Genomic DNA, 13,672 nt, shown 5'->3' on the forward strand with positions numbered 1-13,672 from the left:
GAAAGCCTGATACCCGTCAGCCCCCGGACCTACGGCATTTCAGCCTTGAACGTGGCACTTTAATGCTTCACCATCCGCGCCTGCTTTTTCAAAGGACGGAACTCAAGGCATGCTGGACGCGAACGCAACCCATATTTCCCTCACGCTCGAAGGCGTTTCCGTCGACCTGCAGGTGCTCAGTTTCGTCGGCCGCGAAGCCCTCAACCAGCCGTTCTGTTTCGACATCGAACTGGTCAGCGCCCGCCCCGACCTGAAACTCGAAGAGCTGCTGCACAAGCCCGGTTGCCTGACCTTCGGCGCCACCGGCCAGGGCAAGATCCATGGTTTGGTCTACCGCATCGAGCAAGGCGATTCCGGCAAAAGTCTGACCCGCTACAGCATCAGCCTGGTGCCGCAACTCGCCTACCTGCGACACAACCACGACCAGCAGATTTTCCAGCAGTTAAGCGTGCCGAAAATTATCGCCCAAGTGCTTGAAGCCCGGGGCATCCTGGCCGACGCTTACAGCTTCCAGCTCGGCGCGATCTACCCCGAGCGCGTGTACTGCGTGCAGTACGACGAATCCGACCTGCATTTCATCCAGCGACTGTGCGAAGAGGAAGGCATTCACTTCCACTTCCAGCACAGTGCCAGCGGCCACAAACTGGTGTTCGGCGATGACCAGACGGTGTTCCGCAAACTCGCGCCAGTAAGCTACCAGCAAGACTCCGGCATGGCTGCCGAGAAGCCGGTGATCAAGCGCTTCAACCTGCGCCTGGAAACCCGCACCACCCGCGTCAGCCGCCGCGACTACGACTTCGAAAAACCACGCCTGCTGCCAGAAAGCGCGGCCAAGAGCGCGTTCGCCCCGGACCTCGAAGACTACGATTACCCCGGCCGCTTCACCGACCGCGCACGTGGCAAGCAACTGGCAACCCGCGCCCTGGAACGCCATCGCAGCGACTACCAACTCGCCGAAGGCAAAGGCGACGAACCGACCCTGGTCAGCGGCCACTTCATGGCCCTGAGCGAACACCCGCGCGCCGAGTGGAACGACCTCTGGCTGCTGCTGGAAGTCATCCACGAAGGCAAGCAACCGCAAGTGCTCGGCGAGAACATCACCAGCGACGTCACCGACAGCAAGGACGACTTCCACCAGGGCTACCGCAACCGCTTCCTCGCCACCCCGTGGGACGCGCATTACCGCCCGGCCCTGGAACACCCGAAACCGAAAGTGCTGGGCAGCCAGACCGCCATCGTCACCGGCCCGCCGGGCGAAGAAATTCACTGCGACGAATACGGCCGGGTCAAGGTTCAGTTTTTTTGGGACCGCGACGGCCAGTCCGATGACAAAACCAGCTGCTGGCTGCGCGTCGCCACCGGCTGGGCCGGCAACGCCTATGGCGGCATCGCCATCCCGCGAGTCGGCATGGAAGTACTCGTCACCTTCCTCGAAGGCGACCCCGACCAACCGCTGATCACCGGCTGCCTGTACCACAAGGAAAACGTCGTCCCCTACGACCTGCCGGCCAACAAAACCCGCAGCACCTTCAAGACCCTGAGTTCGCCGGGCGGTAAGGGCTACAACGAGTTTCGCATCGAAGACAAAAAAGGCGCGGAACAGATCTACCTGCACGCCCAGCGGGATTGGGATGAAAACATCGAGCACGACCAGAAAATTCGTGTCGGCAATGAACGGCATGACACGGTTGAGGCCAATGTGTTCAGCGAGTTCAAGGTGGAAGAGCATCGCCTCACGCATCTGGACCGCAAGACTGAAGCACGAGCGGATGATCACCTTACCGTCGGTGTGACTCAGCATCTGAAGGTGGGGACGGCTCAGTTTGTCGAGGCGGGGCAAGAGATTCACTACCACGCTGGGGAGAAGGTGGTGGTTGAGGGTGGCATGGAGCTGACGGCCAAGGCTGGCGGGAGCTTTGTGAAGGTTGATGCGGGTGGCGTGACGATTAGTGGGGCTGAGGTGAAGGTGAATTCTGGTGGCGCTCCTGGCGCGGGTACGGGAATCCAGATTCTCGCTCCGATTATCCCGGGAGCGGCCGCAGCCGCTATTTCGGGGCAACTGTTGAGCCCCCCACCGGTTGGAAAACTCAACGCCACCGCCGATTCGACACCACCTGCGGTGGAAGAAGAGCTTGAAGAAGAGGAAGAAGAAGTCGAGGTGGAAGACATCACCTTGCGGGTTGGGGTGTTCTTCGATGGGACGGGCAACAACCGAACCAACAGTGAGCGTGTCTTCGGTTGTTTTGCACCTGATGTAAACCTGCAGGACATGGCTGAAGAGATTCGCAAGTACTGCGCCTCTTACGGTTATGACGGTAAGGGAAGTTCCCCGGATAACAGTTACGGGAATGACGTCAGTAACGTCGCCCGGCTGTATGACCTTTATGAAGACCACTCGAACATAGCGAGGCCAATCGATGCCAAGACGGCCAGCCTGCGAGTTTACGTGGATGGGATAGGTACCAGCAGTACTGCCGAGGATTCCACCTTTTCGCAAGGCACCGGTATAGGCGCGCAGGGCGTCAGGACCCGAGTCGAAGAGGCACCACAACTTATTCTCAACGCTATCCGAGCCTTTCAAGAGAACAATCCCGATAAGCGCGTCGCTAAAATCGAGTTCGATATTTTCGGGTTCAGCCGTGGCTCCGCAGCGGCAAGGGATTTTGCCAATGAGGTATTGAAGGGTAACCAAAGTATCCTCGCCAAAGCATTGCCGATGGGCGCCCCAATATTGGCGGATAGCTTTGCTTGGAAGCCACATACCGATGTGTCCATAAATTTTATTGGCGTTTACGACACCGTCGCGGCCATTGCCAATCCGCTGGTGGGGGACTGGACTGGTAACAACGCCGACAACCCTGGGATCAACATCATTTTGGCCCCAGACGCGGCTAAGAAAGTCGTCCAGTTAGTCGCCCGAAATGAGCGCCGTTATAACTTCGCCCTCAACAGTCTTGGAGCGGCGGATATTGTCTTGCCTGGCGTGCATTCGGACCTGGGTGGTGGTTATTTACCCAAGGCAGTGGAGCGCGTCCTGCTTAGCAAACCACGAAAAAGCGAGGTTGAAGAGAAAGTCCACTTTGCTGAGGCCAACAGTTACAAGCTTGCCCAGCAGGACTTGAGACAGCTTCAAGATCAACTGGCCCAATATCACCTTTCGTTGGAGGTTCGGACTTGGGAGGTACCGTTTCGTAGTACTGACAAGGACAATCGCAAAAACATGAAGCACGTTTATGCCGCAGTCAGCAGCCAGCGCGAAGTCCGCAGTGATTTGTCCTTGATCTACTTTCGGATCATGCGCGAATTGGCCGTGGAAAACGGGGTACCGTTTGGCGAGATTGACGAAGGCGAGCCGCGACTAGCACTACCTGCGGAACTCGTTCCCATCTCCGAAAAACTGATGGCTTACGCTCAGGGCAAAAGTAAAACAACTGGACTGACTTGGCAGGAGGAAGAACTGCTATTTCAGCGGTATGTTCATATCTCCGATAACTGGAACGCTGCTAAAAATCGAAATAATAGCGATCTGAATATTGTCTTCATTAATCGACCAGACGAAAACTCTGTGCGCACGGTGCATCCTAATGAGTAATTTTATCCGTATCGCTCTTGTCGTTTTTCTGCTCAGTGGTTGTACTGTCGCCAGCAGCCAGTCAATGCCCTACAAGTCCTGGGACCTGGGGTTCTCGGCCCCCGACTACATGGAGGTTTGGATCGAAACAGCCGATGTCGTCGATATTCAGGAACAGGTGTATCCACGTGCGGTGAGTGGCGTCGCGTCAATGCAAGCGCCTCCTAACAACGCTGGCGATCCACGAGGCTGGCCAAAAAAAATAGCCATCGGCGGTGGCAAGCGTGTGACAGGGGCCGACTTGCCCAAGCAGATCTATGTCCGTTGGCAGTCGCTGGCCGAACCGCAAACCTATCTGATGGTGATTAAAATCCCCGAGACGACTCGGGAGCTCATGCGCAAGGGTGAAAAAGCTTTCTGCGCTGCCGATGGCAAATGGATCACCGGATATCGTCAGTCAATCGGTATAAGGCTGATTCCCGGAGGTATTGCCAGAGTCTGGGTAGGCGGTCCTTGTATGACATCCATTGAAGTGACGACGGTAAAAGCCGTGATTGATCCGCGTGGCCCGTATGAAGGTAAATCTGGAGGTCACTACCGGCCCCTTTCAGCGGTTTCCAAAGCCTATGTCGAGAAGTTTGGCGTGCCGTATGGCTCCTGGTAGCGAGAGTGTTCGGCACTCCTAATGAGTAATTTCCTACGTATCGCCATAGTCGCGTTTTTGCTCAGCGGTTGCTCACTCGTTGATAGCCGTTCTTTGCCGTATGACGCATGGCGCCTGGGTTTCTCGGCACCCAATTACATGGAAGTCTGGATCGAAACAGCTGACGTCATAGATATTAAAGGCCAGGTCTATCGACGAGCCATGACGGCGTCTCTGCGATACAAACACCTCCCAACAACTCTGGTGACCCCAAAGACTGGCCTGAAAGACCTGGCTGGGGTAAGGGTAAGTACGTGACGGGAGCGGATCTGCCGAAAAAGATCTATGTCCGCTGGCAATCACTAGTCGAGCCGCAAACTTACCAGGTGGCTATCGACATACCCGAGTCGACCAGGGAGCTCATGTGCAAAAAAGAAAAAGTTTTTTGCGCTTTTGATGGCAAATGGATATCAGACTACCGTGAAGCGTTAGTCGTGGGCCTTGCTCCTGGTGGCATTGCCAAAGTCTGGGTACTCGGTCCCTGCCTGCCGCCAATCGAAGTCACACGGGTACAAGCCGAGGTTGATCCGCGCGGGCCCTATGAAGGCAAATCAGGGGGAGAGTACGACACGCTCTCCGACATATCCAAAGCCTATGTCAAAAAGTTTGGCGTGCCGTATGGCTCTTGGTGACTAGACATGCTCCTGCAGACAATTAGCTAACAGGAGCCTGAAATGCTTCCTGGGAGAACCTCATCCGATTCCGCCTTAAAATCAGGGTTTGGTGTCAGATCGCTTGAGGCGTGGAGGTGCTCAGCTTCGTCGGCCGCAAAGCCCTCAACCAGCCGTTCTGTTTCAACATCGAACTTGCCTGCGATAGCATCGCCTCGGTGTACCTGACATACCGAGGCGCCTGTATCGCGGACAAGCCCGGCTCCCAGCGCCCGTCCGGTATCTATTACCGCAAGATCAAGGATTGCTCCGCGAAGCTTCATGCTGCTCCCAACTCAATGCAAATCTTGAGGGATATGGTGAAATGAAAAACCTTCTGTTCAGCGTTGGACTTGCCACATTCTGTATTCAGGCATTCGCAGCTCAACCTCAGTTAAATTCAGTCATCAACTGCGAACTGGCCGGACCAAATCATACTGCTTCACTGTTACGCAGTTCACCCATTGAAGACTCTTATGTCTATAAAATCCGCCACGACAAACAAACGAGATTCATGTACGACGAGTCGACCGAATCGCGGGGAAGCGAAGTGCAGTGGCAGTGCACTTCCGGCGAGCAATATCTAAATGCACTCGTAATTTCTGGCGAGTTCACTTCAAACTTTATACAAGGAGTTTTGTTCTATTTCGACTCAGGTGACGGAAAAATAGAACGAATCGATTTCGCTGAAAGAAATCGTCCTCGCTGGATAAAAATATCCGGAAATGGACCTGAAGTTATTTTTGAGAATACGGGCAATGAAAGCTCGCACAAATATTTGAGCTACGGAAAAAACGGTGCCCATTTTGAGTTTGACAAACTTCCAGTGACTTCAAGTGAAAATGTTGAAAAGCTAATTGAACTGAACAACTTTAAACCGTGATCTGCATGTGAAGGTCGGCACGGCGCAGTTTGTCGAGGCGGGGCAAGAGATTCACTACCACGCTGGGGAGAAGGTGGTGGTTGAGGGTGGCATGGAGCTGACCGCCAAGGCTGGTGGGAGCTTTGTGAAGATTGATGCGGGTGGCGTGACGATCAGCGGGGCTGAGGTGAAGGTGAATTCCGGGGGGGGCCAGGTTCCGGCACCGGAATCGGCATCCTCGCCCCGCTGATTCCAGGCCTCGCCGCTGCCGACATCGCCGGTCGCCTGATGAAAGAAGCCAAGGCCAATCCGACCTGGCTGGACAAAGAAAAAACCTCAAGATTTCTGAATGATTATTGCAAACAATGGTATCCAGCATTCAAACAAGCACCTTGACATGACACTCACCTGCAAGGAGAGGATGGAAGTTATATTGGTTATTGGGCTATCGAGGCCGGGGCAATCGCTTTTTTATTTGACATAGACGACAGCAAACTCGACCATATGGTGTATCCGAAAGACTTGGTCGAATATGCTAAAAACCACAGTAAGGTTACTGCCTCCAGATAGGATCCTGATGAATAAAAGACAAGAACCCTTCAGTCACAAGCTCTACGAAAACTTCCTTAAAGAGCATGATGAGCTCATAGAATTTTTTAAAACAAATCAATTCAAATCTGACTCTGCATTAGAGGAAGCCTCTCAACGTGCAAAATACTTCCAGACTCTATCTCTAGACAAGCTGCTCGCAACTTACACCGCTGGGGAGAACATCGACTCCCTTATTCCCCTGCTTGAAGACTTGATTGAAAAGTACGAAGTTCGTCAGAAAGCCCTGGCAGCGTACCAAGGCGTCCCGAATATCTCGCCCCTCGCAATAGATAACTGGCCAAATCAATACGAGGAAGCCGTCCAAGTGATCAGTTTGTGTGTCCTATTGCACCGCACCGATTTGCTTTCGCGCTTCGTCAAACTCATAGACGAAGCGGGTTATGCGGGTGACGACACTCTTTACGAAGACTTACTGAAGAAAGTATTGCCTGACCGGCACGATGTCGATGAGTGGTATCACGACGTGTATACACCACTCATTCAAGCGATCTATAGCGACAGTAAAGGAGAAGCGTCAAAACTACTGAAAAAATATTGCCAACAATGGTATCCAGCGTTCGAGCAGGCTCCGTGGCACGACACTCACCTTCAAGGAGAGGACGGAGTCTACGTTGGCTATTGGGCCTTTGAGGCCGGTGCGATTGCCTTTCTATACGGCATAGACGACAACACCATCGATCATATGGTTTATCCAAAGGACTTGGTCGAATACGCTAGAGGGATAAAACCTTGATTAAAAGACAAAATTTTTTTAGTAAAAACCACTACAGAAACTTTCTTAGAGAACACGACGAAGCCATAGAGTTCTTTAAGACAAACACGTTTCAATCAGACTCGCCCGACGAAGAAGCGACTATTCGCTCAAGATTTCTTCAGCGCCTAGCACTTCGCAAGTTGACGGCGGCATACACAGCGGGAGAAGAAATACCGTCTCTCGTCCCTCTGCTTGAAGACCTGGTTGGCAAGTATGAAATCAGGCAGGAAAAACTTGCAAAGTCTGAACAATCCCCTGGAATATCACCACTCTCGATAGACGACTGGCCGCACGAATATGAAGAGTGCGCACAAGTTATTGGTTATTGCATCCTGCTACATCGAAAAGACCTTCTTGGTCGATTTGTAAAACTCATAGACAATGCCGGCTATGCAGGCGATGACACGCTATATGAGGATTTACTTTGCAAGGTACTACCTGATCGACATGATATAGATCAATGGTATCACGACGTCTATTCGCCGTTAGTGCAGGCCATCTATGCAAAGACGAAAGAAGATGCCACCGGTTATCTTGAAACATATTGCAGCGAATGGTACGACGCATTTACACAGGCACCATGGCATGACACCCATTTACAGGGAGAAGGTGGCAGCTATGTTGGGTATTGGGCTATAGAAGCGGGTGCAATAGCGTTTTTATACGACATCGACGACAGCAAAATCGATCACATGGTTTACCCCAAAGATCTGGTTGAATATGCCAGGAGCCGCGCAAACACGTAAACTCTACCCTCTTCAAGAAACGGATTTCGGATTCAACGCCATGGAATTGCAATTCACCATTACTCCCGAGCACACCGAGATCAGGATCGGCGAGCTGCTGGAGCGCGAAATGCTCAAGCATGATCAACAGCAGGCCCGACTGTTGAGCTATGTCGCACGCTTGCAGGATCGTTTGCTCGCGCCCCTGCTGTTTGTCCTGTGCCTGGCCGGCGGCATGCTGGCGATCTATTTCCCCGAGCGTCCGCTCACCCCCCAGAAGATTATTTCGATGGTGCTGTACGGAGTGATCTTTATGGTGGTCTGGTGGTTCTTCTCCGGTCGACTGCTACGCCGCCTGCAAGCACGTCTCGCCGCCAGTCATGCCAAGCCACGCACGACTTTTCGCATCACGAACCGGCACCTCATCGAAATCAAATTGCGCAATAACCTCAGGGCCGCTGAAGGTGCTTATCGGCTGCTGTTCGACGATGAGGGCTTCAGCCTGATCAATACCAAAGGCAGAGGCGCCAAAGGCGAGTTGGCCTGGGGAAAGATCGTGCGCCTCAAGGAGACGCCCGACTTCTACTCCGTGGCTTCTGCCGAACTGGATCGTAAGGGCAAGTTTTATCACATCCCCAAACACAGCGATGTCATGGACGCGGACCAGTATCAGAAAGGCTTGAAGCTGTTTTTAAGCCGGGTACCCGATTCGGTCATTTGACGGTTGGCAGGTCTTGAACGTTGGGCCAGCAAATAAATCTCTGCCCTTTAAAAGTTGCCGCCATGAACAAACGACAAAAATTCTTTAGTGAATATCAGTACAACAAGTTTTTGAAAGAACATGACGATGTGATTGAGTTTTTCAAGACAAACACCTTTCAGTCTGACTCACCCGAAGAAGAGGCGACACTTCGCTCAATGCATTTCAAGCAGTTGGCACTGGACAGGCTTTTAGCTGCTTACACGGCAGGTGAGGAAATCGTCTCTCTCATTCCTTTGCTTGAAGATCTCATAGAAAAATACGAAACCAAACAAGCCAGGCTGGCGGAGTACCAGCGCAGTCCTGACATATCGCCGCTCGCGATAAGCGATTGGCCCCACGAATTTGAAGAATGTGTACAAGTCATAGGCTTCTGCGTTCTGCTGCATCGCATTGATTTACTTCAACGCTTTGTATTGCTGATAGACCGTGCAGGCTATGCTGGCGACGATACGCTCTATGAAGATCTGCTGATCAAGGTGTTGCCGAACAGACACGATGTGGACCAATGGTTTCACGCGGTCTACTCACCTTTGATTCGGGCCATTTATGCAGACAGTAGAGAGGACGCTGCCCATTATCTTAAAAAATACTGCACGCAATGGTATTCCGCATTCAAACAGGCGCCTTGGCATGACACTCATTTACAGGGAGAGGATGGGAACTACGTCGGTTACTGGGCGGTAGAAGCAGGAGCTATCGCATTTCTATATGACATCGACGACAGCAAAATCGATCACAGGGTTTATCCCAAAGATCTCGTTGAATATGCCCGACACCAAAAAGCCTCAAATGCATCGCCCTCAGGCATTTAGCTTCAAAGCCTGCCCCACAGGAAGCAGGCATGTTCCAATAGGCGTCAAGCAGGCGCTTTCCAGCCCAACATCTGCTGCTGCGCAACCTACAACAGATCGCAACCGTCCTGCGTCAACAGATACAGCGCATGGGTTATGTGCGGAATGTCCTGCACATCACCGTTTTTGAAACACTGGCAATGAAGCGTTTCCAGTAAATTACTGGAAGCACGAATCCGCTGTAGAGCGGCTTCAAGAATGTCTTGGGGATTGGCCTGGGTGTCGATGCCCATGGGGCTTGAATCGGTAACGCTGCTTTTGATTGAGCGATAGCGATCGGGAAATGGATTTATCGTTGGCATAGTAATTAATCGCCAGCACCGTGACCAAACGTGGAGCCGGCTGTGCACAGGCCTGGTCAACCGCTAACACCCAAACGGCTCGCTCGAAAGCGTCCTGCACACAGCCACCATTGCAACGCACTACGAGACGTAGAAGTCCGCAGAGCGAATGATGCACAGATATGTGCAGTGTTAGTCAGGTGACCAACCTGTTCGCTGATTTTGCAGCGACGTAACCGCTGGAAACCAGCCGGCGAAAGACGACAACACGCCCGAGCCTGTAGGAACGGGACGAAGCTTTCTTAGGATTTATTACGACTCACGGGCAGTAATGTAGGACCCGACAACCGAAGGGATTCACCCCGAATGCAAACACCATGGACGTACGCCATCGCGGCCCTGCTAGCCGCCCCGGCCTATGCACAACCGCTCCAGACCATCCTCACCTGCCCTTTAGCCGACAGCACACACGTCTCGCTGCTGGCTGAATCGGATGTGGAAGGACAACGTTTGTTCATAGAACTCGACGGAAAAACCCAAATCGCTTTTACCGACATGCCCAAATCCGACTTCATCGGCCGGATTGTCCTAGCAAAGTGTGCTGCCTCCAGTTTGATTTTCGCCCTCGAATACGGCTCGCCGTATATGAAAGGCGTGGTTCTGCGCAAGAATCCAGTCAGCCACACGGTCGAGCGAATCGATTTTGCCGAGAAGGCGCTGCCGCGCTGGCTGTATCTTGGACGAGAGCAGATCCGGCTGGTCATTCCTAATATCGGGTATGAAGTGTCGGCGAAGTTTCTGGTCTATGACTATGTCGCTGGAAAGGGTCAGCTGGAAGGACCCCCTGGTATAGAGACGCCTCCAGATCGACGTGGATTCAAGGTTGTGCGCCTCAAATAGCAACACCCATTAGCCCGCTACTTAACCTTCGATTAACCCCACGGTCCAAAGCTTTACTGGACCGCACGCCCTCAGTTGCTTCTGACGCCCAGTGCGGCAGTTTCGACGCTCTTCCGTCGAGCTGACTTCCTCTGCACTGGAGACTCATCATGAACACGCGAACACTACTGATCACCACCGCCCTCGCCTGCGCCGCGTTCGCCGGTTTCGCTCAGGCCAACGATACATCGTCGTCCCAGGCCGTGCCCTATCGCTACGGTATGCCGTTGCATGTGGGCAAGGTCATTTCCATGACCGAACCGTCGACGCTGGACTGCAAAGTGATCACGGCTGACATGAAGTACGTCGATAGCACCTCGGGCAAGCCTGCGGAAATCACCTATCGAAGAATGTCTGACGCGTGCAGTTATCAGAACTGACAGAGGGTTCTGATTCGGCACTGGGTGGTAGGCCTGCGAGGAATCTGACGCTATGCTCTGGCGTTCTCTCACTGCCGCAAGGATTCGCCATGCAGTTCTCGTTTCGCACGCTGTCGACGTTCACCGCCGCGCTTTGTTTTCTGCTGGCGCTGGTCTGGGGTTTGATGCCGCAAGGGTTGCTGGCGATCTGGAGTATCGAGTATTCGTCCGCGGCGGGTTTTGTGGCCAGGCGCAGTGCGGTGCTGTTCGGCGCGTTGGGGGTGATGTTTTATCTCGTGCGGCAGACACCGCCCTCGGCGGCGAGAAGCGCCATGTGCAGCGGCTTTATGGTGGGCTGTTTCGGTTTGGCAGCGCTGGGCTTCGGCGAATGGCTCAATGGTCATGCCGGGCCGGGTATTTTGCTGGCGATCCTGGTGGAGTTGGCGCTGGGCCTGGGGTTTATCCAGACCCGGCGCGTGTCGGTCGAACTGGGTGAAACGGCCGGTTAATGGGCTTTTGACGTTGGGTGCAACAGCTGGCTGTGCGTATTGTGCTCAAGGTCGGTGCGTAACTCGGCGATCAGATTATTGATTTCCCGACATCCGTTGAGGCGATGGGCGTCTATGCCGGTGACGCACAGGTCGAGATGGTCAGTCTCGCCGTCCGAGAACACTTTGACGGTCATCGACAGGTCCGGCGACAGCGTGCATTGGCAGCGTTTCGGAAGAAAACTGCTTTCAACGATATTGCGTAGTTCCAAGGCAGAAAGAAACATGGCCACCCTCTCGGTAATGTGAGATTGCCAATCAAAAATCAATGTCGATCGGAGCTCAGATCGCCCGTTCTTTTTTGCTCCGTGCGGGTCTCATCGTTCCAACGTCCGACCGTTTTCTTGTTTCAGCGCTGACTCAATAAGCATGGCGGTCAGCTCAAGACAGCTTCAGCATAAAACATGCCCAGAATTTCGCTCTGCACCTCGTCGGCGAATCAAGGATTGGCGAGGATGGCTATAAAGCGACTCGTGCAAAATGCAAGAAAGGACTTTTTCCAAACCTGCATTTTGCATACACCCCGATGTCGGGTCTGCATTGACTGAGGACGGCAGTAAGCATGCGGTCCACTCATCCAGTATCCGCTGACTCCACACACACGCAAGGCCCCATAATGGGTGCTTTGCCCCATAACACGACCGTCGGGCTGATAGTTGCTCTACGTGCCCAAGGGCGTCGAAGTGAGCCTTTTTTTGCGTCCGCTGCCAGCCTGCTCCTGGCGCCTGGGCCTCCTCACGCCAGGGCGCCGTTCAACGCGGCACGCTCGGCCACATGCCGCAAGCTGTCGAAATTGATATTCGCGCCGGAGTCGATGGCCACCAGGGTCTGCCCCCGTGCGCCGGTGCGTGCCACGTACTGCTTGATCCCGGCCACGGCCAAGGCGCCGGAAGGTTCGGTGATCGAGCGGGTATCATCGTAGATGTTCTTGATTGCGGCGCAGAGTTCGTCATTGCTGACGGTCAGCACTTCATCGACGCAAAACCGACAGACCTCGAAACCATGGGCGCCGATCTGAGCGACGGCCACGCCATCGGCGAAGGTGCCGACGGTTGGCAGCACAACTCGCTCGCCGGCCTGTAAGGCCGCCTGCAAACAGGCGGAATGTTCCGACTCGACGCCGATGATGCGCACTTCAGGGCGCAGGTATTTGATGTACGCGGCGATGCCGGCGATCAAGCCGCCCCCGCCCACCGGAATGAAGATCGCGTCCAGCGGCCCTTGGTGCTGGCGCAGGATTTCCATCGCGACGGTGCCCTGCCCCGCGATCACGTCCGGGTCGTCGAAGGGCGAGACAAAGGTGCGGCCGGTTTGCCACGCGAGGTCCAGCGCGTATTCCAGGGCAAACGGAAAGCTTTCACCGTGCAACACCGCATCGGCTCCCCGGCTGCGAACCCCGAGCACTTTCAGTTCCGGCGTCGTGCTGGGCATGACGATGGTGGCGGCAATCCCTAACTCCCGGGCCGCCAACGCTACGCCTTGGGCATGATTGCCCGCCGAGGCGGTGATCACGCCACGGGCCTTCTGTTCGTCGCTCAGGTGCACCAGCTTGTTGTAGGCGCCACGGATCTTGAAGGAAAACGTCGGTTGCAAATCTTCGCGCTTGAGCAGGATCTGATTGCCCAACGCCTCGGACAAGGCCGGTGCCGCTTGCAGCGGCGTGCGCACGGCGAGTTCGTACACCGGCGCGGCGAGGATCTTTTTCACGTAGTGCTCAAGCAAGCGCTGCTGGGCGGGGGTGCTGCTCATGGTCGTCTCCTTAACGGTATCCGGGTTTACGCGGTCGCGCGGGTTGCGTGCGCCGGACAGGTTCAAAACCCAGGAGACAGAAAGTAAAAACCCGCCTCTAGGGCGGGTTGGGTGCTGCAGTCGTGAGCTAGCCCGCCAAATAAGGAATGGCGGTAATAATGCTTGGCTGGCAGCGCAATACGGTGGAAGTCATGGCTGGAAATTAGCCGGACGCTGATGGCAAGTCAATGGCCAATTTCCAACGACCGCCGTAGGCTGGCAGCTCAAGAGGCCTGATCCAGAAGTTGTTGTGCTGTCAGATCGCC

Annotated in this window: 13 protein-coding genes and 4 pseudogenes; 14 read left to right on the forward strand and 3 right to left on the reverse strand. The window is 54.3% G+C overall.

The window, feature by feature from the left end; genetic code table 11:
* Nucleotides 1-109 precede the first annotated feature (109 nt).
* The 11 genes and pseudogenes from tssI to QMK51_RS15000 all read left to right on the forward strand — a co-directional run bounded on the left by tssI (nucleotide 110) and on the right by QMK51_RS15000 (nucleotide 9,452).
* Nucleotides 110-3,592 (forward strand): type VI secretion system tip protein TssI/VgrG, encoded by a 3,483-nt coding sequence (gene tssI / locus QMK51_RS14950; RefSeq protein WP_320390710.1) that lies wholly within the window; start codon nucleotides 110-112, stop codon nucleotides 3,590-3,592.
* Complete coding sequence (locus tag QMK51_RS14955; RefSeq protein ID WP_320390711.1) at nucleotides 3,585-4,235, forward strand: DUF2931 family protein; 651 nt, start codon at nucleotides 3,585-3,587, stop codon at nucleotides 4,233-4,235. Before tssI ends, QMK51_RS14955 begins: the two co-directional genes overlap by 8 nt.
* A gap of 21 nt (nucleotides 4,236-4,256) precedes the next feature.
* Nucleotides 4,257-4,906, forward strand: a pseudogene (locus QMK51_RS14960) (DUF2931 family protein).
* A gap of 116 nt (nucleotides 4,907-5,022) precedes the next feature.
* On the forward strand, nucleotides 5,023-5,253 hold the full coding sequence (locus tag QMK51_RS14965) for a hypothetical protein (protein ID WP_320390712.1): 231 nt from the start codon (nucleotides 5,023-5,025) through the stop codon (nucleotides 5,251-5,253).
* Nucleotides 5,250-5,807 carry a hypothetical protein gene (locus tag QMK51_RS14970; protein ID WP_320390713.1) on the forward strand — a complete coding sequence of 186 codons (558 nt, stop codon included), beginning with the start codon at nucleotides 5,250-5,252 and terminating at the stop codon, nucleotides 5,805-5,807. Before QMK51_RS14965 ends, QMK51_RS14970 begins: the two co-directional genes overlap by 4 nt.
* A 4-nt stretch (nucleotides 5,808-5,811) precedes the next feature.
* Nucleotides 5,812-6,092 (forward strand): annotated as a pseudogene (locus QMK51_RS14975) (type VI secretion system tip protein VgrG); the annotation flags it as partial.
* 39 nt (nucleotides 6,093-6,131) lie between these two features.
* Nucleotides 6,132-6,356 (forward strand): annotated as a pseudogene (locus tag QMK51_RS14980) (PoNe immunity protein domain-containing protein); the annotation flags it as partial.
* A 7-nt stretch (nucleotides 6,357-6,363) separates the two neighbouring features.
* Nucleotides 6,364-7,131, forward strand: coding sequence for a PoNe immunity protein domain-containing protein (locus QMK51_RS14985; protein ID WP_413817483.1), 768 nt, complete (start codon nucleotides 6,364-6,366; stop codon nucleotides 7,129-7,131).
* Nucleotides 7,128-7,898: a PoNe immunity protein domain-containing protein gene (locus QMK51_RS14990; RefSeq protein ID WP_320390714.1), complete on the forward strand. Its 771-nt coding sequence runs from the start codon at nucleotides 7,128-7,130 to the stop codon at nucleotides 7,896-7,898. Before QMK51_RS14985 ends, QMK51_RS14990 begins: the two co-directional genes overlap by 4 nt.
* Entirely contained in the window at nucleotides 7,873-8,598 is a 726-nt protein-coding gene (locus tag QMK51_RS14995; RefSeq protein ID WP_320390715.1) for a YcxB family protein, read from the forward strand. Before QMK51_RS14990 ends, QMK51_RS14995 begins: the two co-directional genes overlap by 26 nt.
* A 62-nt stretch (nucleotides 8,599-8,660) precedes the next feature.
* Nucleotides 8,661-9,452: a PoNi-like cognate immunity protein gene (locus QMK51_RS15000; RefSeq protein WP_258695939.1), complete on the forward strand. Its 792-nt coding sequence runs from the start codon at nucleotides 8,661-8,663 to the stop codon at nucleotides 9,450-9,452.
* Between the two features lie 86 nt (nucleotides 9,453-9,538).
* Here the strand turns inward: QMK51_RS15000 and QMK51_RS15005 are convergent, their stop codons facing one another.
* Nucleotides 9,539-9,793, reverse strand: coding sequence for a hypothetical protein (locus QMK51_RS15005; RefSeq protein ID WP_320390716.1), 255 nt, complete (start codon nucleotides 9,791-9,793; stop codon nucleotides 9,539-9,541).
* Nucleotides 9,794-10,138: 345 nt separating this feature from the next.
* Here QMK51_RS15005 and QMK51_RS15010 point away from each other — a divergent pair, with 345 nt between their 5' ends.
* The 3 genes from QMK51_RS15010 (at nucleotide 10,139) to QMK51_RS15020 (ending at nucleotide 11,579) form a co-directional block, all read left to right on the forward strand.
* On the forward strand, nucleotides 10,139-10,672 hold the full coding sequence (locus tag QMK51_RS15010) for a hypothetical protein (protein ID WP_320390717.1): 534 nt from the start codon (nucleotides 10,139-10,141) through the stop codon (nucleotides 10,670-10,672).
* Between the two features lie 149 nt (nucleotides 10,673-10,821).
* Complete coding sequence (locus QMK51_RS15015; RefSeq protein ID WP_320390718.1) at nucleotides 10,822-11,091, forward strand: DUF2790 domain-containing protein; 270 nt, start codon at nucleotides 10,822-10,824, stop codon at nucleotides 11,089-11,091.
* A gap of 89 nt (nucleotides 11,092-11,180) precedes the next feature.
* Nucleotides 11,181-11,579 carry a hypothetical protein gene (locus QMK51_RS15020; protein WP_320390719.1) on the forward strand — a complete coding sequence of 133 codons (399 nt, stop codon included), beginning with the start codon at nucleotides 11,181-11,183 and terminating at the stop codon, nucleotides 11,577-11,579.
* Here QMK51_RS15020 and QMK51_RS15025 read toward each other — a convergent pair.
* Together QMK51_RS15025 and ilvA are read right to left on the reverse strand one after the other, a co-directional pair.
* A complete protein-coding gene (locus QMK51_RS15025) occupies nucleotides 11,576-11,845 on the reverse strand; it encodes a DUF1652 domain-containing protein (protein WP_258695944.1) in 270 nt (89 codons plus the stop codon). The two genes, QMK51_RS15020 and QMK51_RS15025, sit on opposite strands and share 4 nt — an antisense overlap.
* A gap of 526 nt (nucleotides 11,846-12,371) precedes the next feature.
* Nucleotides 12,372-13,367 (reverse strand): annotated as a pseudogene (gene ilvA, locus QMK51_RS15030) (threonine ammonia-lyase, biosynthetic); the annotation flags it as partial.
* Nucleotides 13,368-13,672 lie beyond the last annotated feature (305 nt).

It is taken from the genome of Pseudomonas sp. P9_31 (assembly GCF_034008235.1).
Lineage (GTDB): Bacteria > Pseudomonadota > Gammaproteobacteria > Pseudomonadales > Pseudomonadaceae > Aquipseudomonas.

Excerpts from the sequence above, each read along its gene's own strand:
- QMK51_RS15025 (WP_258695944.1), bottom strand. The coding sequence starts at position 11,845 with ATGTTTCTTTCTGCCTTGGAACTACGCAATATCGTTGAAAGCAGTTTT.
- tssI (WP_320390710.1), top strand. The coding sequence starts at position 110 with ATGCTGGACGCGAACGCAACCCATATTTCCCTCACGCTCGAAGGCGTT.
- QMK51_RS14985 (WP_413817483.1), top strand. The coding sequence starts at position 6,364 with ATGAATAAAAGACAAGAACCCTTCAGTCACAAGCTCTACGAAAACTTC.
- QMK51_RS14955 (WP_320390711.1), top strand. The coding sequence starts at position 3,585 with ATGAGTAATTTTATCCGTATCGCTCTTGTCGTTTTTCTGCTCAGTGGT.
- QMK51_RS15015 (WP_320390718.1), top strand. The coding sequence starts at position 10,822 with ATGAACACGCGAACACTACTGATCACCACCGCCCTCGCCTGCGCCGCG.
- QMK51_RS15020 (WP_320390719.1), top strand. The coding sequence starts at position 11,181 with ATGCAGTTCTCGTTTCGCACGCTGTCGACGTTCACCGCCGCGCTTTGT.
- QMK51_RS15005 (WP_320390716.1), bottom strand. The coding sequence starts at position 9,793 with ATGCCAACGATAAATCCATTTCCCGATCGCTATCGCTCAATCAAAAGC.
- QMK51_RS14970 (WP_320390713.1), top strand. The coding sequence starts at position 5,250 with ATGAAAAACCTTCTGTTCAGCGTTGGACTTGCCACATTCTGTATTCAG.
- QMK51_RS14995 (WP_320390715.1), top strand. The coding sequence starts at position 7,873 with ATGCCAGGAGCCGCGCAAACACGTAAACTCTACCCTCTTCAAGAAACG.
- QMK51_RS15000 (WP_258695939.1), top strand. The coding sequence starts at position 8,661 with ATGAACAAACGACAAAAATTCTTTAGTGAATATCAGTACAACAAGTTT.
- QMK51_RS15010 (WP_320390717.1), top strand. The coding sequence starts at position 10,139 with ATGCAAACACCATGGACGTACGCCATCGCGGCCCTGCTAGCCGCCCCG.